Raw genomic sequence first — 24,687 nt, forward strand, 5'->3', positions numbered from 1 at the left:
AAAGGTGTTGTCTCCTTTATGCGTGCCATTTTTGCCAACCGCTTCATCCAGTCCATTATGTTATCCGGCTTGTTCCTGCAGACCGGCATCTGGGTTCGGAATTTCGCCATCCTGCTGTTCGTCACGGAACAGACGGATAAGGATCCTGTTGCCATCTCCCTCATCTCGGTGGCCGAATTCGCCCCGATCTTCCTGTTCTCCTTCATCGGCGGTGCCTTCGCCGACCGTTGGCGGCCGAAGCTCACCATGGTCGTATGCGATCTGCTGAGTGCGGCATCCGTATTCGCCGTATTGCTCGCCTTGATTTACGGAGGATGGGAAGCGATCTTCTTCGCTACGCTGGTCTCGTCCATCCTGTCTCAGTTCTCCCAGCCTGCCGGCATGAAGCTGTTTAAGATTCACGTGCCGGAGGCCCAAATGCAAATGGGGATGTCGATGTACCAGACGGTCATGGCGATGTTCATGGTAATCGGTCCGATGCTGGGCACTTTGGTTTACTTCAAGTTCGGGATCGACACGGCGATTGCCATTATGGGTACTTGCTTCCTGCTGTCCGCGGCGGTTCTGACGCTGCTGCCTGCTGATCAGAAGGTTGAAGGGAAAAAGCCGGAATCGAAGCTCGGACAGGAAATGAAAATGGGCTTCCATTATGTATGGTCCAACAAAATCTTCGTCTATATGGGCTTTTTCTTCTTGGCTGCGGGATTAGGGCTCGGGCTGGTGAACCCGCTCGGCATTTTCCTGGTCACGGAAAATCTGGGTTTAACCTCGGAGTCGCTGCAATGGTTTACGGTCGTCAACGGCGTCGGCATGGTGATCGGCGGGATGGCCGCCATGGGGTTCGCGAAAAAAATGACCCCGCAAGTGATGCTGATGACCGGCTTTGTCTGCAGCGCCATCTCGGTTGCAATCCTGGGTAACATCACAATGGTCGGGTGGGCGCTGGCTGTCCAATTCGTCGCCGGCTTTATGGGTCCGCTGATCCATATCGCCTGCAATACGCTCATTCTGAATCACGCGGAGGAATCTTTCGTGGGCCGCGTCAACGGCATTCTGAACCCGCTATTCATGGGCGGCATGGTCATCAACATGAGCGTGGTCGGCCTGCTGAAAGCGCAGCTTCCGCTTGGCACTCTGTACCTCATGGCTTCCGGCTTGTTCCTCATCGGCGCGGTCGGCATGCTGCCCATGCTGCGGATCAAAGCGGCGAAGCAAGTGAAAGTCGCCCATTCGATGCATCATTGATTCCGTCGCAAATACTGCCGGCGAAAGCCGGCAGTTTATTTTTTATTAATAAATTGATTATTTCCTGTTAATCTCAGTTTCTTGGGAGTTTAGAAAGGGGGTTTATGATCGAATTGTGGGCAGCAGAAAATGCGACCGCAACAAATTTTAGGAGGTAGTTGGTATGAAGAAGAAAGTATTGATGTTGGGAGCGGGGCTGGCAATCGGCAGCGCGCTTGTGGTAACGTCCGCGTTCGCGGATATCGGAGGGGCTAAAGGCTACGAAGCTTACAAATCCGCTCTAAAAAACACGGCTGCGGCCACGAGCTCGACGCAAAATGTCGCCCTGACGATCCGGGATAACGGCAGCGAGTTGCTGAACGTGAAGACGACGGTGAAAGAGAACGAAACGATCGGAAGCGTCAGCGGCCAAGCGGCGATCCAAGCCGGCTCAACCTCGCAAACGTTCGATTTCTACGATTTGAAAGACAAGCAAGTTTTCAAAGCGGGCAACAGCGATACTTACTACGTGACGACAGAGTCCGAACGGAGGCACTGGAAAGAGAAGGCTGATGAGCACAAGAATGATCCAGCCCTCAGCAAAGAAATGGAAAACGTCGTCGACGCGCTGGTCGGCAATCTGAAGAATTACGTGAACGTGAGCAATGCGGAAGGCGGCAGCCAAACGATCGACGCGAAGCTGACCGGCTCGCAAATCCCCGCCGCAGCCAACGTCATCGGTTCCATCCTCGTGAAGGAAGCGCTGAGCGGCAAGCATGCGCAGGATGAGTTGGATCAACAAGAACAATTCGGACACAACATGCTCGGCGTTAACGTGAAGCAAATCACCGGGACGTTGCCGAAACTGACGCAAAACGTGAATATCGACGAAGTGGCGCTGCACGCGACGATCGACAGCAACAACTACATCACCGGCCAGCAAATCGATTTTACGATTTCCGGTAAAGACGCTTCCGGCCAAGCGCACAAAGTCGTCATCACCGCGGACATCGCGACGTCGAATCTGAATGCCACGACACCGGACAGCATCGACCTCGCAGGCAAGAAAGTCACCACCATCCAAGAGCGGGAATTCAAACACTAATCCAATCGATCAAGAGAGTAGCCGCAAGGCTGCTCTCTCCCTAGGGGAGGGCTAATCATGAACAAGGACACGGTGCTGGACATCCAGGGGCTGTCCAAAACCTACAAAAATAATCGCGGTATCGACAATATTACGCTGCAGGTTCGCAGGGGCGACGTGTACGGCTTCTTCGGCCCGAACGGCGCCGGCAAAACGACGGTGATGAAGATCGTCACCGGCTTGGTGAAAGCGGATCGGGGAAGTGTCCGCGTGTTCGGGTACGACGTGAACGAGCATTACGAGGAAGCGATGAAAGACGTCGGCGTACTGATCGAGAAAGCCGAAGCCTTCGAATATATGAGCGGCCGCAAAAACTTGGAGCTCGCCGCCCGACTGTATCCGCACCTTCCGAACACTCGGGTGGACGAAGTGCTCGATTTGGTGGGCCTGTCGGCCAACAAGAAAGAGAAAGTCGGCCACTACTCGCTCGGCATGAAGCAGAGACTCGGCATCGCCTCCGCCATTCTGTCCAAGCCGCAGCTGCTTATTTTAGACGAACCCACCAACGGTCTCGACATCGAGGGCATGGTGGAGATTCGGGAGTTGATCCGACGGCTGGCTGTGGAGGAGCAAATCACTTTTTTCGTCTCCAGCCACTTGATCACGGAGATGGAGATGATCTGCAATCGGATCGGCATTATTCATAACGGCCGGTTGATCCGGGAAGGCGACATCGGCGAGTTGTTGCAAGAATCGGGTCAATCCCTCGAAACGTATTTCGTCCAGCAAATTCGTGCAGAAAGAGAGGCGGCGAATCATGAGCCTGCTCCTATCCAGTACCATTAATGAATGGGTCAAAATGTCGGCCCGCAAAAAAACGATCTTCTTCCTTGGCTTGATCGCGATAATCCCCTTCCTGGGGCTGCCGGTCGTCCTGAGACTGCAAAATGGCCTCGGCATTACGGCCGTCGCCGGTGCGCACTATCCGATCAACATTTTGAATATGTTGACGTTGTTCGTGCTGCCTCTCATGATCTTCATGTCTGTATCCGATATGTTCTCAGGAGAGTTCGGCGACCGCACGATTCGCTCTGTGCTGCTTCGCCCGGTCGGCCGCTTCAAAATCTTCACCGCGAAAGTGCTCGCCGCGTTCGGGCTGATCGCTGCCGGTCTTATGCTCGGTTGGTTGAGCTCGACGATCGCCTCCTTCTTCCTCCCGGCTTCCGAAGGCATGGCGGGCGGTATCGCGAATTCGGCTCTTGCGTATGCGGTAGCGGCATTGCCGATGTTCGCGCTTTGCACGGTTGCTGTGTTCATCGCGCAATTTTTCAAAAACGCAAGCGGCGCGCTGGCCATCTGTATCCTCGTCTATGCCGCAGCCAAGCTGATCACCTTCGTTTTTCCGGAATACACCGTGTTCTCGCCGACCGCCTATACGGACTGGTACGAGATTTGGATCGGAAGCGCGGTTTCCGCCGGCAAGCTGATGACCATCTTCAGCTTTCTCACAGGTTGCGCTATAGTGTTCTATACGTCCGGTTATTACCTTTTTGACAAAAAAGAAGTTTAGGAGTTGTCCCCATGTCCATCCGGATTCGCCTCTTGCTCTCTTACCTGGCCATGCTGCTGGTGCCGCTCGTGCTGCTCAGCATCTCGATCGTCATCATCGCCGCCTCGGTATTCGGGGACCTTCGGTCCGTGTTTACGCTGGATACCCAGCATAAGAACCCGATCGCGGCCGTGCTGGGCGAAGAGGCGGACATTGCGGCGGACATTCGTCTTCGGATGAGCAACAGCCCGGATTCGCTCCGGGACAAGGCTTTGATGCAGGAGTACAGCGACCGACTGAAGAAGATCAACATGGGACTCATCGTGCGTCTTGACGATCAAGTGATTTTCGCTTCTCCTGCCTTTGATGGGACGAACGTGCCGGCTCAACTGCCTGCTTATGGAAGTGGGAGCAACCATTTCGACAAAATGGCCGAAGCGAGCGATCATAACTGGCTCCTGAACCGACAATACGATGTGACGTTCCCCGACGGATCCAAGGGCAGCTACTACATCCTCATGAACGTCGATTTTCTGAACTTTTTCATGGCGAAATTTTCGAAATCGTTCTTGATTACTTTGCTCGTCATTCTTGTCGTCGTGAACGGTATCCTGACCTATTTCGTATCCCGAAGCATCATCCGGCCACTCCGTGCCTTGAAGCGCGCGGCGGGAGAAATCAAGGAAGGCAATTTGAATTATCAAGTGAGGCCCGAATCGCGGGACGAGATCGGCGAGCTGGCCTGGGCGTTCGAAGAAATGCGGCTCAAGCTGAAAGAATCGATCGATCTGCAGCTGCAATACGAGGATAACCGCAAAAATTTGATCTCGAATATTTCACACGACTTGAAAACGCCGATGACCGCGATCAAAGGGTACGTAGAAGGCATCATGGACGGGGTGACGGACACGCCGGAGAAGCTGGACCGGTATGTGAAGACGATTCATAACCGGACCGTCCAACTGGATCACATGATCGACGAGCTGTTCCTGTTCTCGAAGCTGGACCTGAAGGGGCTACCGTTTCATTTTGAAGAAGTGGAACTGTCTTCCTTCCTGCAGGATTGCACCGAGGAGCTTCAGATGGATGCGGAGAAACGCGGCGTGCAGTTGGTCTATGAATCTCCTGTTAGCGCGCAGCCTGCGATGATCATCGGGGACCGGGATAAGTTGAAGCGTGTGTTCACGAATATCATCGAAAATGCCATGAAGTACATGGATAAAGAAGACGGCCGCATCTGGATCTCTCTGAACGAGGAAAAGGATGTGTACCGGGTCGTCATCAAAGATAACGGACGGGGAATTTCTCCGGAGGCGCTGCCGCATATTTTCGACCGGTTCTACCGGGCGGATCCCTCACGGAACGCGAATGCCGGAGGCAGCGGGCTCGGGCTGGCCATCGCCAAGCATATCGTGGAAGAGCATGGCGGCACCATCAACGCGGCGAGCGAGCTGGGCGTCGGTACGGTCATGATGATTTCGCTCAAGAAGCGGAATGACGGGGGGATTCAGGTATGAAGCGCATTTTGATTATCGAGGACGACATCAACATTGCGGAACTGGAACGCGATTATCTGTTGCTCCACAATTATGAAGTGGATATCGAATCCACCGGAGACAAAGGGCTGAAGCGGGCGCTTGAAGGCAATTATGATTTGATCATTCTCGATTTGATGCTGCCGGGGATCGATGGCTTCGAAATTTGCCGCACGCTTCGCACCAAACTGGACATTCCGATTCTCATGGTCTCCGCGAAGAAAGAAGACATCGAAAAAATCCGCGGTCTCGGCCTCGGCGCGGACGACTATATCATTAAGCCGTTCAGCCCGAGCGAGCTGGTCGCCCGCGTGAACGCCCACCTCGCCCGGTTCGAGCGCTTGTCCGGAGGCGGCCAGAAAAAAGAAGAGATCCGCATTCGCGGTCTCCTCATCGACAAAGCCTCCCGTCGCGTATTCGTGAATGACAAAGAAGTCCCTTTCACCACGAAGGAATTCGACCTGCTCACGTTCCTGGCTTCGAACCCCAACCGCGTGTTCAGCAAAGACCAGCTGTTCGAGCAAATCTGGGGCATGGACTCCCTTGGCGATATCGCCACCGTCACGGTGCATATCCGGAAGATTAGGGAGAAGATCGAGCTCGATCCTTCGAATTCGCAGTATATCGATACGATCTGGGGAGCGGGTTATAGGTTTAAGGTGTAGGTCGACGTTTATTTCAAAATATAATAGTGCTTCGGAAGCTTCCGATACTTGTTCGGGCTTACGCCGATGAACTTCTTGAACGTCCAGTGAAAGTGCGTCACGTTGTTGTACCCGACCTGAAAAGCGATTTCCGTCACCTGCGAATCCGTGTGCAGCAGCAGTTCTTTGGCGTGCGAGATGCGCTTGTAGGAAATGAACTCCACCACGGTGTAGCCGGTGTTTTTCTTGAACTCCCTGCTTAAGTAAGACGGATTCACCCGAAGCTGTTCGGCAATGGACTTCAGATGAATGTTTTCGTGGTAATGTGCGTTTATGTATTCCATCGCTTGATGCGTAACCTCTTTAAAACGGATCCCTTTCCACGATTCAAGTCCGCTATATCGCTTGTTATTGGCGTAAGCGCGGTTCAGTTCGACGAGCAGCCACTGCAGCAGGGATCCGACCACTCTCAGTGAAAAGCCCTCCTTCCTCCCATACTCCTCCAACAAGAGGTCGAAGCCTGTTTTGAGCTTCGCGCTCAGCGCGAGCCCAGGTTTCAATTGATGCGAGAACTCCTCCGGCCGCTCGTAAAAAATGGACAGCGGGTCAAATTCGTCCTCCAGCTGCCAGCTTTGAGCCAGCCTCGGATGGAACAACAACACCAGCGCCTCAAACGGTTCATCGTCGATGAGTTCACTCCGATGCAGCTCATGGCTGCCGATCACGAACAAGTGCCCCGGCTTGAACCGATACTCCTTTTCCCCGATATAACATTTTCCCCGCCCAGATAGCACGTAGAAAATCTCCACCGGCTCATGCCACTCCAGCGGCATATGCCAGCCAGGTTCGCTCCGGTTGATGAAAATTTCGAAATCATCGAAGCTTCTGAATGTGTGCAGCGATTCCGGCAGATTGTACAACCCCATCCCCGCCTTCCAATCGATTGTGCCGCTACCTATTCTTTGTCCCATTTTCGCGAAGTTAATCTTTCTGAATTTATAGTCAAAATATCGAAAGTATTCGCCCCGGGTTCTGTTCGATAATGAAGAGGAACGCCGAATTTGGCAGGAAGGAGCCATGAAGATCGACGAAACCAATTTGAGAGGGGAATGGAAATTGAAGAAACCATTTTCAAAGCTTGCTGCCGTAGTTGTGCTCGCGTTACTATGCAGTCTTCTCCCGCTCACCGCATTCGCACAAGAGAATGCCGATTCCCACAAAAATGCCGCGAAGCTGGACATGCTGTTCATCGGCGCGCACCCGGACGATGAAGCCGGCGGACTGTCCACTTACGGGCAGTGGATTGAACAATACGGCTACAAAATGGGCGTGCTTACCATTACCCGCGGAGAAGGCGGGGGCAATGCCGCCGGTCCGGAAGAGGGTGCGGATCTAGGCATTTTGCGGGAAGGCGAAGAACGCGCCGCGGTGTCGCTGGCAGGCATCGGGCAGGTTTTCAATTTGGATAAAGTCGACTTTTACTATAATGTAAGCGCTCCCTTAACAGAGCAAGTTTGGGGACATGAATCGACGCTGGAGAAAGTGGTTCGCACGGTGCGCATGACGCAGCCGGAGATTATTTTTACGATGAACCCCTCTCCCACGCCGGGCAATCACGGTCATCATCAATATGCGGCGCGGATGGCGGTCGAGGCGTTCTACGCGGCAGCAGATCCGAACGTGTTCCCGGACCAGATCAAGAAAGAAGGCTTAAAGCCATGGAAAGTGAAAAAAATCGTATATCGCGGAGCCGCCGGAACAGGCTCGAACGTCGGGCAGGCTTGCGAAGCGGTGTTCACGCCGACGGAGCCCACGGATAAAGTGTACGGCGTCTGGGGCGGCAGGACCTCGGCGAAGTCGGGCAAAACATGGGCCCAAATCGAACGCAACGCGCAAAAGCTGTATGTGTCTCAAGGATGGGCGGTTTTCGGGGACGTACCGACGGATCCGAACCAACTGGGCTGCGACCGGTTCACGGAGTTCGACAGCCGGGTGCCGATCACGAAGGACAACACCTCGTCCACCGCGCTGCTGGAAGGCGCATTGCTGACTGGAACTCAAGGGATGCCGCTTGGCACGGAGTTGCATGTCACAACTTCGGATTACAACATCACACCAGGCGAGACATTCAAGATTACAGCTGAAATTGTAAACAACGGCGGCCCTGCGATGACGGATGGCGTGGCGACATTGGAGCTGCCGGACGGGTTAGTGGCGAAGAGCGAGGTGAGCGTTCCGGTGAAGCTCGCGAAGGGTCAATCCACGAAAGTAACCTTCGACGTCGGTACCTCGGATTCCTTCGCAGCCAAGCGTTATCGCGTGAATGTGAAGCTGACGGCCGGAGGCAAAACAGGCTGGTCGAGCAGTATAGTAGAAGGCGTGTCTGAGGTCACCTCTGCGTTGCAGCCGTTGCCTCATGTGAAGCAGTTCCAAGACTGGACGGAGACCCATCACGTTCAGCATTTGGCGAACTTGATCAAGCCCGTCTTCTCGATCGGCGTGGGTGAAACCAAGACAGTGACCGTTAATGTGAAGAATAACAGCAGCTCGGTACAGAACTCCGAAGTGTCTCTGCAGCTGCCGACCGGCTTCGCGGCCGAGCAATCTTCGATGGCTGTGAATGGCTTGCAGCCCGGTGAAGTAAAAGCAGTTACGTTTACAGTGAAAAATACGGATACCACCTTGAAAACGTCCAACCAAGGCGGCAAAGGCGGCGACTATGATTTCTCGATCACGACGACAACAGGCGGCAAGTCTGTCGTGCAAAATGCCGCTATCAACCTGGTTCCGGTAACGGAGATAGGCGCGGCGGTTTCGCCGGTTGTGGATGGTGAGGCGCATGACGGCGAGTATGGACATAGCCACGACTTGGATCTGAGCCGTGTCTGGGAAGGCGAAACTCCAACTTCTGCCGCCGATGCTTCGGGAACGGCGAGAGTAAGCTTCGACGATGAGGCGCTGTACTTCTATGTGAAGGTCGTCGATGATAAGCTGGGCACTGTGCTGCCTGCCTCGGACGCCAAACGGCACTGGCGGACGGATTCGGTCGAGATCACGATCGATCCGCGCGGCGATTCCGAGAACACCTCAACGACGTTTAAAGTGGGCATTTTCCCAACAACGGTTGAGGGCAAACCCGCCGCTTATCGCGACGCGGATAACTACCAAGGACCGATTGATGTGACGGCTCCAGGCATGGAGATTGCGTCCAAGATTGATCCTGCCAACTATAACGGCTATACGATTGAGGCGAAGATTCCATTCTCGGTACTGCCCTCCGCTGTCGATCCGGCGAAAATGGCCTTCAACATCTTCATCTATGACTCGGATACGACGGACAAAACCGGCCAAACCCGCCTCGGCTGGTCCACTTGGGGCGGCGTACAAGGCGACCCGTACCGTTGGGGCCACGGATATCTGACCGGCTACACCCCGGATCCGAGCCTGCCAACCACACCGAAAACACCAATCATCCCGCTCGATGTCGCACACAGCACTTTGTCTCCACAGTCGATCCTGCAATCGGCCATGAATGGCGTCCCGCTGGCCAGTGGTGTAGCAGCCGACAAGAACAGCTTGAATATTGAAGGCAAGCCGACTGTGAAGGACGGCAAAGTGAGCGTGAAGCTAAAAGCAGGGCAGAAAGGCACCGCCAACTTGTTCGTCTGGTCAAGCGGCAAGATCCAGGACAAGAAATCGGTGAGCCTTGCAAGCAAACAGGTGGTTCAGGTGAGTTTGAACTTCCCTGCTGCAGAAGAAGCTTACCACGAAGATCATGAGCCGAGTGTTGGTCAGCAACTTGTAGGAAGCTACTTGTTGATCTCGTATGAGACGGCTGATGGTAAGACATTAAGTTTTGCATATCCGCTAGAATAATTAGAGAAAAGCAGACGTCGAACATACCGACGTCTGCTTTTTTGTTGGATGTATAAGTAAATTAGCATATATTGATTGCTCACACCGGATCTAGCTGAACCGCTGCTTGTTTACCGCTCAGCTGAATACCGGTTTTGGGCTTACCCATCGACTGAAGCTCCTTCACCAGCGACTGAAGCAGCTCCCTCGCCCGTGCCCCTTCTTTGCCTTGAACTTTCACAACGAGCATCACCGCATCGCCAGCCTTCAATATCCGTTCCGCCTGCTGCCTCTTCGTCTCATAATCATGATCCTCAATCTGCGGAGTCAGCCGGATCTCCTTCAACTTCGGCGCCTGCTCACGCTTCCTCGCCTGTTGCGCCTCCTGCTTTGCTGTGCCGGCGCTCATTAGTCTCGCCGGAGGCGGGCTGCTCATAAGGGAGGTGCAAACTAGATCGACCTTCAGCTTCTTGGCCATAGCCAAGGCTTCCTTGGTCGAGACGATGCCAATGTCTTCGCCATTGAGGCCGGTGAGTTGGACTTCGGAGGCTATGATTTTTTCGTTTAGGATCATATTAGTTCCTCACTGATTTCCCATTTCTATGGATTGGCTTTCCAAAAACCGCCGAACGGATTGTCGATATTCGGATTGCCGTCTCCGTCACGATAAGTGCCCTCTCTAAGGTCACCATGAATTGTAACCGTTGGTTTCACATAGTGAGGTTTCGTAAAGTGGAAATGCGTGGTATCAAGTTGAATCGGCTTAATCTGGTATTTGTAAGCATGTTTCAGCGGATCATCGAAAGAAAAGATATCGTGATTCGAAAATGCGGTCGTGTGATGATTATGCAATCCGTCTAAAGGCCAATGATCACCGGCATAATGATGAATGGTCGAAGAATGGTCTACATCAAATAGCGCGGGCAAATTCGTATGCCCATTCATGGAACCGTCGCTCATACGTAATCCTCCTTTAATGTCTCTATAGATTGAAATGCCTTGCCTAACAATTCTTTCAATTCCTTTTGAAAATGATGCTCCCGCTCTGCTGCGTTTCGTTTCATAGACAGCTCGTTTTGAACAGCGCTCTCCATGCCTCTAATCAGTCTATTAAACTCTTCAATTGATTGGCGGTGGATTTCATACACAGCCTGAGCAATATACGATCGAATCGCCACCCTGGTTTTGTCATAAACTGTGTCCAGGTGACTGTTTAATGCTAGAATAACATCAGGTTTCATGGATTCCAACTTCTTTTCGGCCATTTTGTGTTGCAAGAACGGCAATCCAGCCATACCGATAATCGGAATCAGAAAAGTACCGCCAAGCATAAGAGCGATCGAGCTTGCACCACCGACGAGCAATCCGGCTTTTACATGGGGATTTCCACCACCATTTACATTCAAAGTGTCCGTTAAGTCCACATTGATTCTGACCTCTCGATAACCGCGGATTTGAACGGACTCCCGAAAAGATTGCATCAAACCGGCGGACACCGCCTTCTCGAGCTCCAGCAACAATTGTTGAATCGCATCGGTATTCTGATCAAGCCAATGTGAGAATTCAAGCCTGATAAGCATCGGAAGCTGGGATTCCGTCAGCCCTTTTATATCTGACCCTTGATAGAATTGAACTCTTTGTTCTGCCTCCGCCCGGAGTTTCTCTCCGAAAAAGTCGAAAGATTTTAACGCCATAAATGCGATCTCGTCCTCATGCTGCCGGATATATTCAATCAGTTGCTCTTCCCACTGTGCTTGTCGGGATTTCCAAATCCCGATGTTGTCTAGGTGTGCCTGGAGCCCTTCCATACTTTCCTCGGACAGAGCCAACGCCGCTTCGATTTCCTGCATCAACTCTTGCAGAGCCAACTGGAAGCGCCACTTACGGCCGGCTACTTTGGCTTTGGCTTTCTCTCCGTCGATTAGTTTGCTGCGAATAGCCTCTTCCACAGCCTGTATTCCGGAAGTAAGAATGAGTTCTTCTTTTGATTGAAGTCTCCCTGCTAGTGCATCCCGGGCCGATAACTTGAACAATAACGGATTCGGATTTCCGGTGATACGCTCCAACCGTCGGCGAAGCAGTTCCATCGTCTCTTCTTCCTCTTCCTCATCAATCCGGTCGGAGAAATTGGCCGCGAATAAAATATGGTCCGTCCCATGCCTCAGCAGGTATTGCTGTATAAAGGATTGTTCCGTTCCATTCAGAGGAGCGGTCATGCTAAGCATAAGAATGATAATATCGGCCCTCGGGATAAAACGGTGTGTAATGGCGGCACGATGCTGGTTTAAATCGTTCACCCCAGGCGTATCGACCAAGACGATACGATTCTCCAGCAACGAAGACGGATAAAAAATTTTCAGATGATGGATTTCATCCGGATTGAAATCCGCGTTCGCCGTGTACCGTTCAAGTATGCCGGATGTCAATTCATGAATTTCAGTCCCGCCGTCGGTTTTTAACACATGCACCTGAGGCTGAGATCCGTAAAAAACGGCATTTAACGTAGCCGTCGTCGGCGTCACGTCAGACGGCATAATCTGCTCGCCCAACAGAGCATTCACAAAAGTGGATTTACCGTGCTTGAATTCTCCAGCCACGACAATGGTGTAATAATCCTGCTCCATGTCCTCAAACAATTCTCGCATCTTGGCAAGTGCGCTGCTATCCGGCAGCAATTTTTCCGTGGAGTTTCTGAATTCGCCGACCCATTCCACCAGGGTCGAATCACGGGCAGGTATCATCGTTCACTACACCCTTACTTTCATTTGTTTGTCCACAATTGTTTTGAGCAAATCGCTTAGCGAACGTTCTATATTTTGAAGCCGCTTTTCCCGGCGATTGATGATGTCCATTTTCCGATCGGTTTCCGTTTCTTCCAATCCCGCGTTGGCTTGCAGGGTTTGAAGCTGCCTTTCGAGCTCGTTGGTGCTATCTTGCACAATACGGTTGACTTCCTGCCGCGCGAACTGCTCCATACCCTTCCATTCATTTTGAAGTTGCGATTTCTTCTCCTGCCGCATGGATTGATATTGCTGAGTCAGTTGGTCACGCATCTTTTGCTTCGGATCTACCCCGCCGAACAGCCAGGAGAATAACCCTTTGACCATATGAGTGAGAACGACCCCGGTACCAATGAGGATCTTACCGATAACGCCTCGATGATTATCCCAGGCGCCATATAGATCAGTTAAAACTTCGTCAAAGAAATCCACTTTTGCTGAAGCAGCTGCCGCTTGGTCAAGGACAATGGCAAATTCCGATGAAGCGTATTCCTTCCATTCATTCCCTATAATACGGCTCATGCCCTCTTGTAATTTCAGCCGCTCCTCATCCAGGATTTTTGAGACTTTTCCCAGCGCTGCCTTGAAGGCTTCGCCGGTCTTTTTCTTGCGCTCATTGAACAAATCCCGTTCCAACGGCGCCACGGTGTCTTCGACCTTTCGGCGGATATCCTCTACCGACATGGAACGATGACGGTCGAAGGCGGCCAGCGCTTGATCAGCGATATTACGCAAAGCTGAATCGTGCCAGCGGGTAATATCCTCCTCCGACTTCCTTAATTCCATCTGCATGGCATTCAGTGCGTCACGGGTTTTAACTTTCGCTTCTTGTACGCTAGGTTTAAAGGCCTCCACTTTTTGCATCACATCTTGTATAGAGACAGTCAGCGCCGTTTTCTCGAATGAAACGGTTTCCTCCAACGTTTTGCGTATCTGTTTTAGTGCACGGTCGATCGGCCTTTGGAGCTTTACGGCCCCACGCTCGAATTGGAGAAACTCAGCTAATGCACGCTCGAACTCCGGCAAACCAGTATCCTCTATATCCCAAACATCCAAAGCATTCTTACCGGTTAGTTGTTCTCCGTTTAGGAGCCTTCTTGCATTTAGCGCAAATTTCGTAGATACCAGGAACAAGCGGGGAGAAGAAATGATGTTCTTCAGCTTGTCCGCCGCATATTCCAATACCTTTTTTTGCTCCATCTCCGTAAGCAGCCTGTCTTTAAAATTGACGACGAGGAAAATTTTTTGAATATCATTGGATAAAAGGCGATCCCTTAAGAGGCTCATTTCAGAATCGGAGAGGATTTTTGTGGCCGCCAGAACAAGAATCGCAGCATCCGATTTAGGAATGATGTTATTCGTGATTTGTTCCCGTGCAGCATCAAGGTCGTTAGTTCCCGGCGTATCGATAATAAGTACGCCTTCCTTCAGGAATTCTAATGGATATCCAATTCTGGCAAAGCTGATCTCGGCCAGTTTGTTGGCATGAGCTTCGTATTGCCTTTCGCTTTCCCGGTCGCCGCGAATCGGTTCGATGGGAGCAACCAAGTCATGAAATTGCTGTTCTGAAATTTGTTCCGGCTTGCGAGCCATGTTGTGGTAATGGAGCTCAATCTCCGGCTCTTTGGCGAAGGTGATCTGGTTTAGTATAGCCGTAGTCGGCTTGTTGGCCGAAGGCAGCAGCCGGGAACCCAGCAACGCGTTGATGAATGTGGATTTTCCACGGTTAAACTCTCCTACGACAGCAATCTGAAAATATTCATTGAGCAAATCATCTTTTAATTCTCCTATCTTATCCGCTTGTTCAAGGAGTCCCATCTCTTCCAGAAGCAACACGAGCTGACTTAACTGATTCAGCACTTCCTGCCGGTTTTTTTCGTACTCATTCAGAGTAAACGTCATCGAATACGTTTCCTTCCTCTACCGTCTGCGGAGTAATTTCCTGAGTCTGTTTTTGGGTATCCAAAATCACAATTCGGTCTATGGAGAACTTATCCTTATCAAGCGCCCGAATGAAATATTGTTTTTTTCGATGATATTCCGCTTGTTTGTTCACCGCATAATCATAGGTAATAAAACCCTCTGAAGTGCTAGCAACGTACACATTCGGTCCGGATTGCTTGATGTTATTGATTTTGAAATCGACATGTTCGAATTTGTAACCCCGTCCCGAAATGGATGCGGTATACTTGAGCAATTCCGAATAGGCTTCACCGTCCGGTGTCAAATAAGAACTGACGAGTCGGAAGTCGTCTTCATTTAACGTATCGAAGTAATTTGCCCGGTAATCTTGGAGGAACTGTTCCATGGCACCCACATCTGCGACAATACCAATCGGTTCTTTGGCGTGTTGATTAATCGAAACATTGGAAACGACCAGTGTTTGATCTTGGCGTGTCGTGACCTCAAATGTGACTTGATAGGTAAGCCTTTCATTGTCGGTCTCATACACCTCATCTCGCATCGCAACCATCTCTCCGGTTCTCAAAGCATAGATGCCCCGATTGATCTCTTGCGTCCTAACATTACTGTAAAACTGCTTAACATAAGGCTCATATACCTGCCAAGCTTCATCCGTAAAATAAACCTTTGGGTCAAAATTGCCTGTTCGCGATTCAGACGGAACCCGGGAATACATGTCATCGAGAAAGTTGGCGATCTCTTCCGGATCATAGGCTGCCGCGGGAATGATCTCCGGGGATTCCACAGGCTGTGTCGCTGCAGGGGTAAAACTCGGCGGGTCCAACGAACTCGGTGTGTTTTGTTCTAAAGCGATTCCATCAGCATTATTTTCTTCCTTGGAGGAAGAGTTGTTCGATAAATAGTAGGCCAAGATTATAAATAAAATCAGAGAGACTAAAGAAGCTGATTCTACAACATTCTTCTTGATGCCGCGGAGCAAGCCCTCGGCATCGTAGTCTACTTTCTGCGGTAAATGTGGAATTAACATCGAAGTCACGAAGTCCGCCGAGATATTGCCTTTTATGCCTGCTCTTATTTTTTCCGACCAAACGGACGGAAGCCGAAAAAACTCATTGAAATCTTTGCGCGCTTGTTCAATGCTTAATTCCGGCAAAGAGACTTTGATGTTCTCGTAATGGTGTTTGCTGCGCTGATAAGAATCTACGGCTGTGACGACTTTGTCCGGAGAAATAAACGCCGGTTGAAACGCTTTAATGAATGCAGAGTGAATCGAATATAGGCGATCTAGCCGGTCAAGTGCTTTGGCATCTATCTCTTTATATTTGATGTTTAAGCGCTCAAGCTTGGCTTTCCATTCCTTGCTCAACGAGTCCATCGTTGTGTAATCCGGATCGATCGCCGTCTGAATATTTTTCTTGATGAGAGTATCAAGGGATTGAATATCAGATAAAATTTGTCCTCTCGTTTTATTTAATCCTGTGTGTATAACCTCCAACTCGGATCTCATTATTTGGCAAGCCGCCATTTCCGTAGCAAACCTTTTGATTTTGCGAAAACGACGTAGACCTCCCCAGCTGATTTCCGGCCATTGTTGAATCAATTCATCGCTTTGTTTCCGTAAAGGCTCCACTTGGCTGGTGTATGAGTCAAACGAGTGCTTAAAGGAAGAAAACTTATCTTTAATATAATGGCTGAGTTCTTCGGCTTTTCCGCCTAATTGCATGGTCACTTTCTGAATTTCTTCAGGCGATCTCAACTTGGCTTTGTATATGTTTAGCCATTGCGAGACTCTGGAATATGCTTCCTCATACTCTTTTCGACCTTTGTTTACAAAACGCTGCATCTCGGGAAAGTCAGTGCTGATAAACGAGTCGATCAACGGTTGGAATCGGGAAACACAACTTTCACTTTTCTCTTGCGTGAAATATTCCTCTATTTGCTTAAGCAGTATTTCTACCCGGCGAAAAACACGGGCAGGCATCAAGGAAGAATCTTGTTTGATAGAGTTAATCAGCTTATCGACTTGCGGCCAGCCGCTATATAGCAGCCGTTGCTGATTGCCCTCCTCCATGGCCTTTAGTGCTTCTCTCGCGGAAACGCCGATCAACCGGTCGATTTTCCCTTGAAGCCTCCGCTGTTGTCCAGCCAGAAAATCTTCAAGTGCTTCCTCTTCTTCATCGTGGCTGTCGATCCCGTTCACGAGGCCGATAATTGGAATTTGACGCCGAAGAATGTCATCAATTTGTTCAAGTTCGGTAAACGAACCGGTGAACTGATAACTAAATACCCAAATCAAAATATCCGCCCGGTCCAGCATAGATCGAGTCGCTTCCGTGTGCTCATCGTGACTGGAATTAAGACCCGGCGAATCTATGATATGTAAGGTTTTAAGCCTCTCTATCGGCAACTGAAGCTCTACGTATGCCAGTTCTTTGCGCAGTTTTGCCATTTCACCACCCACTTCGGCGGTCAATTGCGGCAGCCATTCGGCGCTGTACTCCTTGATGGTACCATTCTGGAAATGTCCGAGTACTTTTTTCTCGCTTCCATAAGTTAATTTCGTCATCACAGCCGTTGTCGGCAGAACATCAACCGTGAGTTCGGACCGGCCGAGCAACGCATTTACAAACGTCGATTTTCCGGCTTTGAACTCGCCCGCGACGATCAGCGTTGTCTCTTCTTCGAGCTCGGTTTGAAGACCGGCTATTTCTTTGCGAAGCTTATCCCGCAATTCGGGAATATGATCCAGGGTTTCCGAGAACTTTGTTAGTGCTGCAGATAAGTCGGATCTCCAATTCATCCAAGCGTTCCCTCACAAGTCGTTTCATGATCTTAGTGAGTTAAGATTTCGACACTTTCCGCGTTTTTCCTCTGCAAGGATATTATTAGGATATGAAAACGATTCTCTAACTCTCCTTCTAAAAAAAAACGGCACCCCATGGTGCCGGTAACTTTACCTTCTTTTTCCCGTTCCAAAACTACCGGGTAGAATGCTCCGATACCCGCTAAGATATGCTTTGATTTTTTCGTTCATTATCATATAGAGTCACCTAATTCATTCATTCTTCAGTAAGGGATAGAGTCCACGTTCTTTTCAAAGGTATTTCTGCTTTTATGTCATCTTCCAGCTTATCATAATTCTCCAATAGCTCCTGAATGATTGCTTTTTGATCCCAGAGTCTAACATTGAAAAATTGAGGGGCCAGTTCTTTATCAACTGAACTCTTAAAACCACTCCAAGAAACGAGTAATCCATGATCTGCTTTAAAATTATGCATAGTGCCAATTAATTGGTCTAGCGTTGGTCTGTCAACGGGTGTATCTGATGTTTTCACTTGAACACAAATTTTAGGACTTCCAAAACCCAAATTTCCTTGTGCCGCTAAAATGTCTACTCCTTTATCCGGACCTTCTGGGCTTATGTATGTTGTGAAACCTTTTGCTTTTAAAATAGCCTCCACGATTCTGGCCATACCGTGACCTTTAAATTTTCGGATGATATATTTGGCAATTGCATCATTTGCATATTGTTCAAGATCAATTAATCCCTCATTTTCTTGCTCAGCTGTATCCTGTGATGTGACTCCGTTGGTAACCCCCACTTTAGAGGTGATCCAATTATTTTTAGCCATTGATTTGATACGTTGTTCCGCATCGTTCCGTTGAATTCTGCACACAGTCATGAATGCGCCAAATGAATAAAGCAGATCTTGATCAAAATTTGTTCTAGGTATATCCGTTGCAAACCATTTTACTGGTCTTGAATGGTAATATGGATTTCCTTGTTTAATGTCAAAATGGTAGTCACCGGTTATTTCACCAATATGAATTGCAGATTTCATCTTGCTTGGTAGAATAATCCAATCACCCTTCTTCATTTCATGAGCGATCGGCCACACTTGTCCTGCCCAATTTCTTGCTCTACCTAACTTTTCTGCAACATACTCTTTCATGAAATAATCTACCAAGTGCTGTCTCTCTTGAAACTTTCTTAAATCAACTTTTAACTCATCCCAAGTAAGGCAGACCTTCTGATCGTTAAGGAATTTATTTTCATACTCCCCCGTACTACCAGCTCTAAATAACCAAAGACTCATTGGTAACCCTCCATCAAGAATTTTCTTCTACTCCTTTTACTCCCTCAAACTTACCCCTAAGACCCTGCTCGCCAAATCAACTTGCTCATGGTCTAACTCCACTTTGATGGCACCTAATCGTCTCTGCTCACGCCACACTGTGAGATCCTCATCTGTATCTAACTTAAGCTCAGCAATTTCAAAGGCTCGATCAAAAATATACTTCGAAGTATACAGCAGCGAGTATATGCCCCTGCCACCAGGGACAATTGGTTTCTCACGTTTTACCCAGCCATCTACGGTAAACTTCACGTACAGCTTCTCTTCAGTCCCTCTTCTCGCTGGTCGTTCCGTAATTTCCTTACGGCGCACAACCCGCCAATTTACTATTTTGCCATACCAGTTCACCCCAACGTCTCCCCGGGCTAGAAACTGATTTCGTGACTGATAGAGCGCCACATATTCCAGCTGTGTTAACAAGGTGTGGTCAGAAATATTCTCTAATGGCACATGATAGAATCCATATCTAAGCGCATCATCTAGCTGTGACACTTCCCGAAGCGATCCAACCAAAACATTTTTGCCTGTCAACTTGTTCCGATAATACTCCTTCGTTCCCCTAGGACGAGTCGATCGTTCGTAAGCCTTCTCCGGACTATCCAATATAATTTCATCTAAGAAGTCTTCCATCAGCTTTGTTGAGTTAGGCAAAAAAGGAAATGCGCCGACGTTTATTAATTGAATGCTTTTGTAAAACCTATGCTCCCGGAACTGCTCCTCATTATGATATGGAAACAGCACATATGCACCGAACATGCTCCGTTCCAGTTCAAAACTCTGCTTGTCCGTATAAACAATTGCATCTCGGTAACGGTGCATAGTGTTGATATCATCTTCTTCTGGGCCTGGCATCTTGTACTTTTCGTAATAAGATGTTCCCTCATAAGCCGGATTCAAACGATACTTGGCATCAAATATATACTTATATTCCGCCGCGGATTCATTTTTCTTCAGCGTTAGCACATTATCTGGCTTCTGGCCCAATGTCTCGCTGTGATCGCCCTTCGGCAGTGCGTTGTAGTAGAGGGTAAAAATCTCACCATTTTTCGGATTTCGGTAGACCATTCTCGCATGCTGAGACTTATCCAAAGTGACGAATACACCGGTACGGTTCACCTTTATGATGTCTTGTTTCAATAACTCATATTTTCGGCTAAGGAGATCGTGGATCTTAAGAAAGCACCAATATTCGTACAGTTGGGCTAGATCTTTCATCGAGAGACGGAACAAATCACTTTGAATAGACAAACCTTTCATCAGCATCAGGTAATTCCGATAGACCTCTCGATAGCCCGGCGCCATCTGTAAGACAAGCGAAATCGAGAGCTGTCTCATCTCCCCAACGTTTAGGAAATCCAACTTCAATAACCGCTGCAGCTGCATTTGCATAGAGTTCAACCGTTTAGCCAGTAGCGGATCCTGCAGTCGATTATTTTCTGTCAATCGCATCTTTAGGTGTTTGAGCTTTAAGGAGATTCGTAACAATACCCAGCGAACAAAGCGATTTTCCATCGTGTCGTAATTCACATGTCGTTTCGTCTCCAGCACATAATTAGGGTAAAACAACTCATTGTTCAACGGAATAAACCCGAGCTTCTTATCCTGAACTAGGTGCTGCGGGCGTTTGGTCAGATAAACTATATTCTCTCTGCCGGCCTTCTTCACTCTTGCCGTCTCTACTACTCGATTCTCACGTTCAAGCTTAGAATGAGGGCTAGCATTGATTCGCTCCACGGCTTGAACTAATTGGTCGAATACATGTTGAAGGATTGTGAAAAATTCAGTTAAGCTTTGGTTACGTGTTTCCGTTACCCCTGTGAGATTATAGGTCTTCCGCAGAAAATCAAAAGATAGGTTATAGATTTGCTGGTTCACATCGTGAAGAATCATTTGATAGTCTTGTTTATAATCAATTTTCGAAGGAAAAATCTCAAGTTCCAGTTGAAATACGGGTAGTCCGTTTAATCGAAGCTCCAACTCTGTGAGACCGACTTCGTTCTGAAAGTTCAACAACCCGGATAAAATCGTCTTGCCTAGCGGTTTAACAGCCTGCCTTAGGTACACATTCTCGTGGTAGAAGGTCAGTGCCAGGTCTTCTTTTTTCTCAACCACTAACTCGTAAGTCTGTGTTTCAAAAAAGATAGGAAAGCTCAGATCTCCGGTTTGCCACTCCGTCAGCTCTCTAAGCTCCGGATTAAACATGGATATTCTTTCGATCGTAAAAGATTTGGAAAGAGTGGTTACCTGTAAACCGGCAGCCACCCACTTTGCCTCAGTCGTTCGATGTAATTGTAAAGACTCGACCGTTGGATGAAACGGCTTGCCTTGAATATATAAATTAAAAAGGTTCGTCTCCACACGAAGAAGCTCAACACTTTCGTTAAGAGAGCCAGTATGAGGTGAAGCCATCTTCCTCTAACCTCCGCAGCATGAACGCAATTTTCCGGGCGGTTTGTGGATGTTTTGCCGCTTCGCCCGTTTGGCTTCCGCTCCATTTTACATAAAGGTCTGAGGCATCTTCCATGAGCTCTGCAATAGGTAATGTCTTGCCCAATGCTCCCTGCATTAGCTGGAGTAACACTCGTTTTACAGAGGAGCTACTGCCTTGCACACGGGGCAAAATTTTCTGAAGTAACTGTAAATCAAATGCTGCATCTTCGCTCAACAACTGGAACCGTTCGTTGTAAATCATGTAAAAGCAAACAGAATCCCGAATCCGAAAGCCGACATGGGAATGAATTTCTTCTAGAATGCTGTTAATCTTAACAAGCTTCTCAGTTGTTCTGTGGACCAAATCGCGGTGATTTTGATAGACATCGACCAGCTGCAAATATTCGCTTCGTAAGAAGGAATTGTCTGGTGGAGAAACGCCTAACGAATCGGAGTAACCGATCTCATCAGGAAACTGTCCGAGATTAATATAGTTAAACTCAATAGTATTTGCACGGTCCAGCACTTTTTTGCTGAAAGGATGCGTGGTCTCATCCATGTTCACAGTTCCTATTAAATAGACATTATCCGGTAGAGACAAGCTACCATACACCGCTTGATCTTCTAGTCTAAGAGAAGCCCCATTGATTAGGGGTGAAGTCACGATCTGACCGTTTTGCCATTCTTGGGTCTCGATTATACTCAGAAGATCGCTGAAATAATGCTCAACTCTAGCCAGATTCATTTCATCTAGGCATATGAAATAAGGCTTTTGTCGATTGCCTGCTTTTGATGCCTCAACAAGTACCTCTGTTAGTTGCCCCGGACGATAAGTACCTGATAAATCTTTGTAGCCAAGTAGATCAGATGGATCGCTCCAATCCGGTCTTACCGGGATCAAAGAGAACTGTTTATTTTGACTTGTGGCACCAAGGGCCTCTGCAAATAGTTTGACAAGCTTGGTTTTTCCCGTTCCTGAAACACCGGCCAGAATGACAAAAGGCTTGGATTTAAATGATAAATAAAGATTCTCGATTAACGAGTCCGGATAGTGAAAGCCTTTCTGAGCGATATACTGTTTAATGTGCTCGATTCGTTCGGAAACCGATAAAGTATCCAAAGGCGCAATCTCCTTATCCGCGAGAAGAATGTACTTATCTCCCTGTTTCTGAATGAATCCAAGCTCTTCTAACCAGTTCAGCATGAACCTAGACCGGTTATCCTGGGTAACCTTACGCCATTCCTCTTGCAACTGCATTCCAGCAATGAACTTCTCAGTGAATTGCTCGAAGGAAAATTCATTTAAGCCACGGACAATTGTGATAGCCATGTTTATGACTTTAATTAAGTTACTCGCGTTGCTTTCCTGTTCGGCTAGTTTCTGTCTCAGGAGCTTGACTTGCTCCGCGCTCAGCCTCCAACGGTTTGAATCAAAGGCACTCGCATATTGGGCTCCAAAAGTTGTTAGTGAATAATGGTTATTTTCATGTTGAACTAGACCCAACTCGACTAACGCTCGTCCAATGTGCTGGATCCGCTCCTTTGGGTGCCTCACTTCATCCCCTGAGTACAAAACAGATGATTGATTACGAGCTAATTCATCTAAACCGATAGGGATTGGAAGATCCTTCCCAAGATAAGCGATGATCCCTTGAGCTAAGTAGAGATGAGCCATTGTGAATTTGAATGTTGGCTTGGGCGAAATCGGCTGGCTTGTTTCCGAATCTGCGTAAAGCCTATAATTAGCCATCATATTTTCTAAGTCTGCGATTAGTTGCTCTTCCTCAGGCATCTGATCTCGCTGATATCGAATATAAGCGACAGTGGAAACTTGGTAATCGCGACCGAGTCCGCTAGCTGTCAGGTGAATGTTTTCATCCTTTTTCATATTCTCAAGTGGTAAAAAATCTCGCATTTCCTGAACCTTTTGCTGAAGGTATTGATAACCCTCTCTTTTGCCTCGATCTCTAAGCGGAACGGTAACCCCTTGTGCCAACGTCAAATAGACCGAGCTCATATCCTCGGCAAACAGGTACACCACATATTCGCCATATTGCGTGGTTTCAGTTATGCGCTTGTCCAGTATCGCAAGCCATGGAATATTGGCCCAGTTGCCCTGACCAATTGAACCATGTACTTTATACTTATCATCAATGAAGGTTAATTTTTTTAGATTCGTAGGAAGAGTGTGTCTGAGCAATGTACCCAACGCATGATTGGAGAATGGCTGAGCTTTAGCACTTATGTAACTGTTCATGATTTGGGATAAAGATTGTTTAAGCGACACGGGTGCAGCTAGATTGCTATTATAGTTATCCAATTCAGTTAGGGCATATCTTTGCAATTCGTTCATGGTCCCATCGTCTAGCGTGTCCCAGATTGTCGACTTAAACGAGATGGTCTGTCCTCCGTTACTTTCATCGAGTACTGAGGATAACGCTTTAATCGGTGTGTAGAGCAGCGATTTGGTTTGACTTAGCGTAAATACATTCCAGCTTGTAGCTACACCACTAGGAGGGGAATCGACCTTTTTTCCATCTTCGATGCTACTTTTGTAATAAGCCAAGAATCGTCTCGCGACATCATCGAGTGAAATTGCTCGATTCTGAGTATTTTGATATTCATCTATTATTGAAAGAATAAGAACCATTTTGTAAGATTTTTGTTTGGATCTAAATATCGAAGACAACTCGAGGGGAAGTGGCATGATTGTGTCCTCCAGAACTGAGGTTAAAATAGGCTTTTTAAATATAAACGGATTAACCCTTGTGATTTGTTAGATACGTTGATAAGGATTTATGGCTTTCCCTTAGTAGAACCCTCTCACGTAAATTCTCGCAATTCACCTAGACCTATACTCTGCACAACTTGATCGTGATAAAACTCGATTTTGATTTCTTCCATATTCGGATGTAATTCAATTTGCCGGACAAACGTTCGAATTAAGTCATTTTTCTCGGTATTGGTCGCGTTATCGTAGGCGATTCTAAAGTTGGAGAAGAACAACTTGAGCGATTCAGCATCGACATCGTAGTCTTGGCTATAGGATCTTTTTAGCGATTTAATTATGGTTTCTATATCATACTTCTGGCTCTTCATCCTGTTGATCTCATCGGCAATCAGAGAAGGATCTATTCCTTTTTTGATCGCATCAAGGAGTCTTTGGATTTCTTGGTTCGCTTTTTTCAAATTGGTTGTTAATTCTGAAATGGAACGGTCAAGTTCTTTGTTCTTAGTCTTGGCGCTCGATGTTACATCCTTGATTAACTCATCCACTTTGGCAGGTATGGTGTATCTCGTCTGGATTTCTTCAACAATATTCTGTTCAAGCCATGCGGCGTCCACTTTTCAATTGCTGTGGCAAGCCAATTCAGGTCTTTGCAAGAAAAGAACTTAGAAGTTCAAAAGAAAGCCCGTCAAGGCGTTCACTTTGCCTTGATGGGCGTTTTGCTTCTCCCACACTCAAATGTGTCCCAGCCGAATGGCTGGGCTGGCTAACGCCGAGTGGGGAACGCAGGGGGAGAGCC

At 48.4% G+C, this 24,687-nt stretch carries 17 protein-coding genes; 7 read left to right on the top strand and 10 right to left on the bottom strand.

Annotation, left to right across the window (positions count from 1 at the left end; translation table 11 throughout):
• The first annotated feature begins 18 nt into the window (after positions 1-18).
• The 6 genes from E5161_RS09365 to E5161_RS09390 all read left to right on the top strand — a co-directional run bounded on the left by E5161_RS09365 (position 19) and on the right by E5161_RS09390 (position 6,057).
• On the top strand, positions 19-1,245 hold the full coding sequence (locus tag E5161_RS09365) for an MFS transporter (RefSeq protein WP_136777464.1): 1,227 nt from the start codon (positions 19-21) through the stop codon (positions 1,243-1,245).
• 163 nt (positions 1,246-1,408) lie between these two features.
• Positions 1,409-2,329, top strand: coding sequence for a hypothetical protein (locus E5161_RS09370; protein WP_136777465.1), 921 nt, complete (start codon positions 1,409-1,411; stop codon positions 2,327-2,329).
• A gap of 57 nt (positions 2,330-2,386) precedes the next feature.
• Entirely contained in the window at positions 2,387-3,154 is a 768-nt protein-coding gene (locus E5161_RS09375) for an ABC transporter ATP-binding protein (RefSeq protein WP_136777466.1), read from the top strand.
• Positions 3,126-3,878, top strand: a complete 753-nt coding sequence (locus E5161_RS09380) for an ABC transporter permease (RefSeq protein WP_136777467.1) — start codon at positions 3,126-3,128, stop codon at positions 3,876-3,878. Before E5161_RS09375 ends, E5161_RS09380 begins: the two co-directional genes overlap by 29 nt.
• Positions 3,879-3,889: 11 nt before the next feature.
• Complete coding sequence (locus E5161_RS09385) at positions 3,890-5,374, top strand: sensor histidine kinase (RefSeq protein WP_136777468.1); 1,485 nt, start codon at positions 3,890-3,892, stop codon at positions 5,372-5,374.
• Positions 5,371-6,057 (top strand): response regulator transcription factor, encoded by a 687-nt coding sequence (locus E5161_RS09390; RefSeq protein WP_136777469.1) that lies wholly within the window; start codon positions 5,371-5,373, stop codon positions 6,055-6,057. Before E5161_RS09385 ends, E5161_RS09390 begins: the two co-directional genes overlap by 4 nt.
• A gap of 8 nt (positions 6,058-6,065) precedes the next feature.
• On the opposite strand, the gene E5161_RS09395 is transcribed toward E5161_RS09390, so the two are convergent.
• Positions 6,066-6,962: an AraC family transcriptional regulator gene (locus tag E5161_RS09395; RefSeq protein ID WP_169306653.1), complete on the bottom strand. Its 897-nt coding sequence runs from the start codon at positions 6,960-6,962 to the stop codon at positions 6,066-6,068.
• A gap of 151 nt (positions 6,963-7,113) precedes the next feature.
• Between E5161_RS09395 and E5161_RS09400 the strand changes: the two genes are divergently transcribed.
• Positions 7,114-9,912, top strand: coding sequence for a sugar-binding protein (locus tag E5161_RS09400; RefSeq protein ID WP_136777471.1), 2,799 nt, complete (start codon positions 7,114-7,116; stop codon positions 9,910-9,912).
• A 79-nt stretch (positions 9,913-9,991) separates the two neighbouring features.
• On the opposite strand, the gene infC is transcribed toward E5161_RS09400, so the two are convergent.
• The 9 genes from infC to E5161_RS09445 form a co-directional block, all read right to left on the bottom strand.
• Complete coding sequence (infC, locus tag E5161_RS09405; protein WP_136777472.1) at positions 9,992-10,465, bottom strand: translation initiation factor IF-3; 474 nt, start codon at positions 10,463-10,465, stop codon at positions 9,992-9,994.
• Between the two features lie 26 nt (positions 10,466-10,491).
• Positions 10,492-10,851: a hypothetical protein gene (locus E5161_RS09410; protein WP_136777473.1), complete on the bottom strand. Its 360-nt coding sequence runs from the start codon at positions 10,849-10,851 to the stop codon at positions 10,492-10,494.
• Positions 10,848-12,632, bottom strand: a complete 1,785-nt coding sequence (locus E5161_RS09415; protein ID WP_136777474.1) for a dynamin family protein — start codon at positions 12,630-12,632, stop codon at positions 10,848-10,850. The genes E5161_RS09410 and E5161_RS09415 overlap by 4 nt, the downstream gene beginning before the upstream one ends.
• A gap of 6 nt (positions 12,633-12,638) precedes the next feature.
• Positions 12,639-14,573 (bottom strand): dynamin family protein, encoded by a 1,935-nt coding sequence (locus E5161_RS09420; protein WP_136777475.1) that lies wholly within the window; start codon positions 14,571-14,573, stop codon positions 12,639-12,641.
• A complete protein-coding gene (locus E5161_RS09425; protein ID WP_136777476.1) occupies positions 14,554-17,394 on the bottom strand; it encodes a dynamin family protein in 2,841 nt (946 codons plus the stop codon). Before E5161_RS09425 ends, E5161_RS09420 begins: the two co-directional genes overlap by 20 nt.
• Positions 17,395-17,653: 259 nt before the next feature.
• On the bottom strand, positions 17,654-18,691 hold the full coding sequence (locus E5161_RS09430) for a restriction endonuclease (protein WP_136777477.1): 1,038 nt from the start codon (positions 18,689-18,691) through the stop codon (positions 17,654-17,656).
• A 36-nt stretch (positions 18,692-18,727) separates the two neighbouring features.
• Positions 18,728-21,139, bottom strand: a complete 2,412-nt coding sequence (locus tag E5161_RS09435) for a restriction endonuclease-like protein (protein WP_136777478.1) — start codon at positions 21,137-21,139, stop codon at positions 18,728-18,730.
• Complete coding sequence (locus E5161_RS09440) at positions 21,111-23,867, bottom strand: MrcB family domain-containing protein (protein ID WP_246042164.1); 2,757 nt, start codon at positions 23,865-23,867, stop codon at positions 21,111-21,113. Before E5161_RS09440 ends, E5161_RS09435 begins: the two co-directional genes overlap by 29 nt.
• A gap of 116 nt (positions 23,868-23,983) precedes the next feature.
• Positions 23,984-24,505 carry a hypothetical protein gene (locus E5161_RS09445; protein ID WP_136777479.1) on the bottom strand — a complete coding sequence of 174 codons (522 nt, stop codon included), beginning with the start codon at positions 24,503-24,505 and terminating at the stop codon, positions 23,984-23,986.
• Positions 24,506-24,687: the final 182 nt, after the last annotated feature.

This window comes from Cohnella pontilimi, assembly GCF_005049045.1.
GTDB lineage: Bacteria > Bacillota > Bacilli > Paenibacillales > Paenibacillaceae > Cohnella > Cohnella pontilimi.

What these genes read in the sequence shown, in the direction of transcription:
- E5161_RS09365 (WP_136777464.1), top strand. Translation starts at nt 19, where the DNA reads ATGCGTGCCATTTTTGCCAACCGCTTCATCCAGTCCATTATGTTATCC.
- E5161_RS09370 (WP_136777465.1), top strand. Translation starts at nt 1,409, where the DNA reads ATGAAGAAGAAAGTATTGATGTTGGGAGCGGGGCTGGCAATCGGCAGC.
- E5161_RS09375 (WP_136777466.1), top strand. Translation starts at nt 2,387, where the DNA reads ATGAACAAGGACACGGTGCTGGACATCCAGGGGCTGTCCAAAACCTAC.
- E5161_RS09380 (WP_136777467.1), top strand. Translation starts at nt 3,126, where the DNA reads ATGAGCCTGCTCCTATCCAGTACCATTAATGAATGGGTCAAAATGTCG.
- E5161_RS09385 (WP_136777468.1), top strand. Translation starts at nt 3,890, where the DNA reads ATGTCCATCCGGATTCGCCTCTTGCTCTCTTACCTGGCCATGCTGCTG.
- E5161_RS09390 (WP_136777469.1), top strand. Translation starts at nt 5,371, where the DNA reads ATGAAGCGCATTTTGATTATCGAGGACGACATCAACATTGCGGAACTG.
- E5161_RS09395 (WP_169306653.1), bottom strand. Translation starts at nt 6,962, where the DNA reads ATGGGGTTGTACAATCTGCCGGAATCGCTGCACACATTCAGAAGCTTC.
- E5161_RS09400 (WP_136777471.1), top strand. Translation starts at nt 7,114, where the DNA reads ATGAAGATCGACGAAACCAATTTGAGAGGGGAATGGAAATTGAAGAAA.
- infC (WP_136777472.1), bottom strand. Translation starts at nt 10,465, where the DNA reads ATGATCCTAAACGAAAAAATCATAGCCTCCGAAGTCCAACTCACCGGC.
- E5161_RS09410 (WP_136777473.1), bottom strand. Translation starts at nt 10,851, where the DNA reads ATGAGCGACGGTTCCATGAATGGGCATACGAATTTGCCCGCGCTATTT.
- E5161_RS09415 (WP_136777474.1), bottom strand. Translation starts at nt 12,632, where the DNA reads ATGATACCTGCCCGTGATTCGACCCTGGTGGAATGGGTCGGCGAATTC.
- E5161_RS09420 (WP_136777475.1), bottom strand. Translation starts at nt 14,573, where the DNA reads ATGACGTTTACTCTGAATGAGTACGAAAAAAACCGGCAGGAAGTGCTG.
- E5161_RS09425 (WP_136777476.1), bottom strand. Translation starts at nt 17,394, where the DNA reads ATGAATTGGAGATCCGACTTATCTGCAGCACTAACAAAGTTCTCGGAA.
- E5161_RS09430 (WP_136777477.1), bottom strand. Translation starts at nt 18,691, where the DNA reads ATGAGTCTTTGGTTATTTAGAGCTGGTAGTACGGGGGAGTATGAAAAT.
- E5161_RS09435 (WP_136777478.1), bottom strand. Translation starts at nt 21,139, where the DNA reads ATGGCTTCACCTCATACTGGCTCTCTTAACGAAAGTGTTGAGCTTCTT.
- E5161_RS09440 (WP_246042164.1), bottom strand. Translation starts at nt 23,867, where the DNA reads ATGCCACTTCCCCTCGAGTTGTCTTCGATATTTAGATCCAAACAAAAA.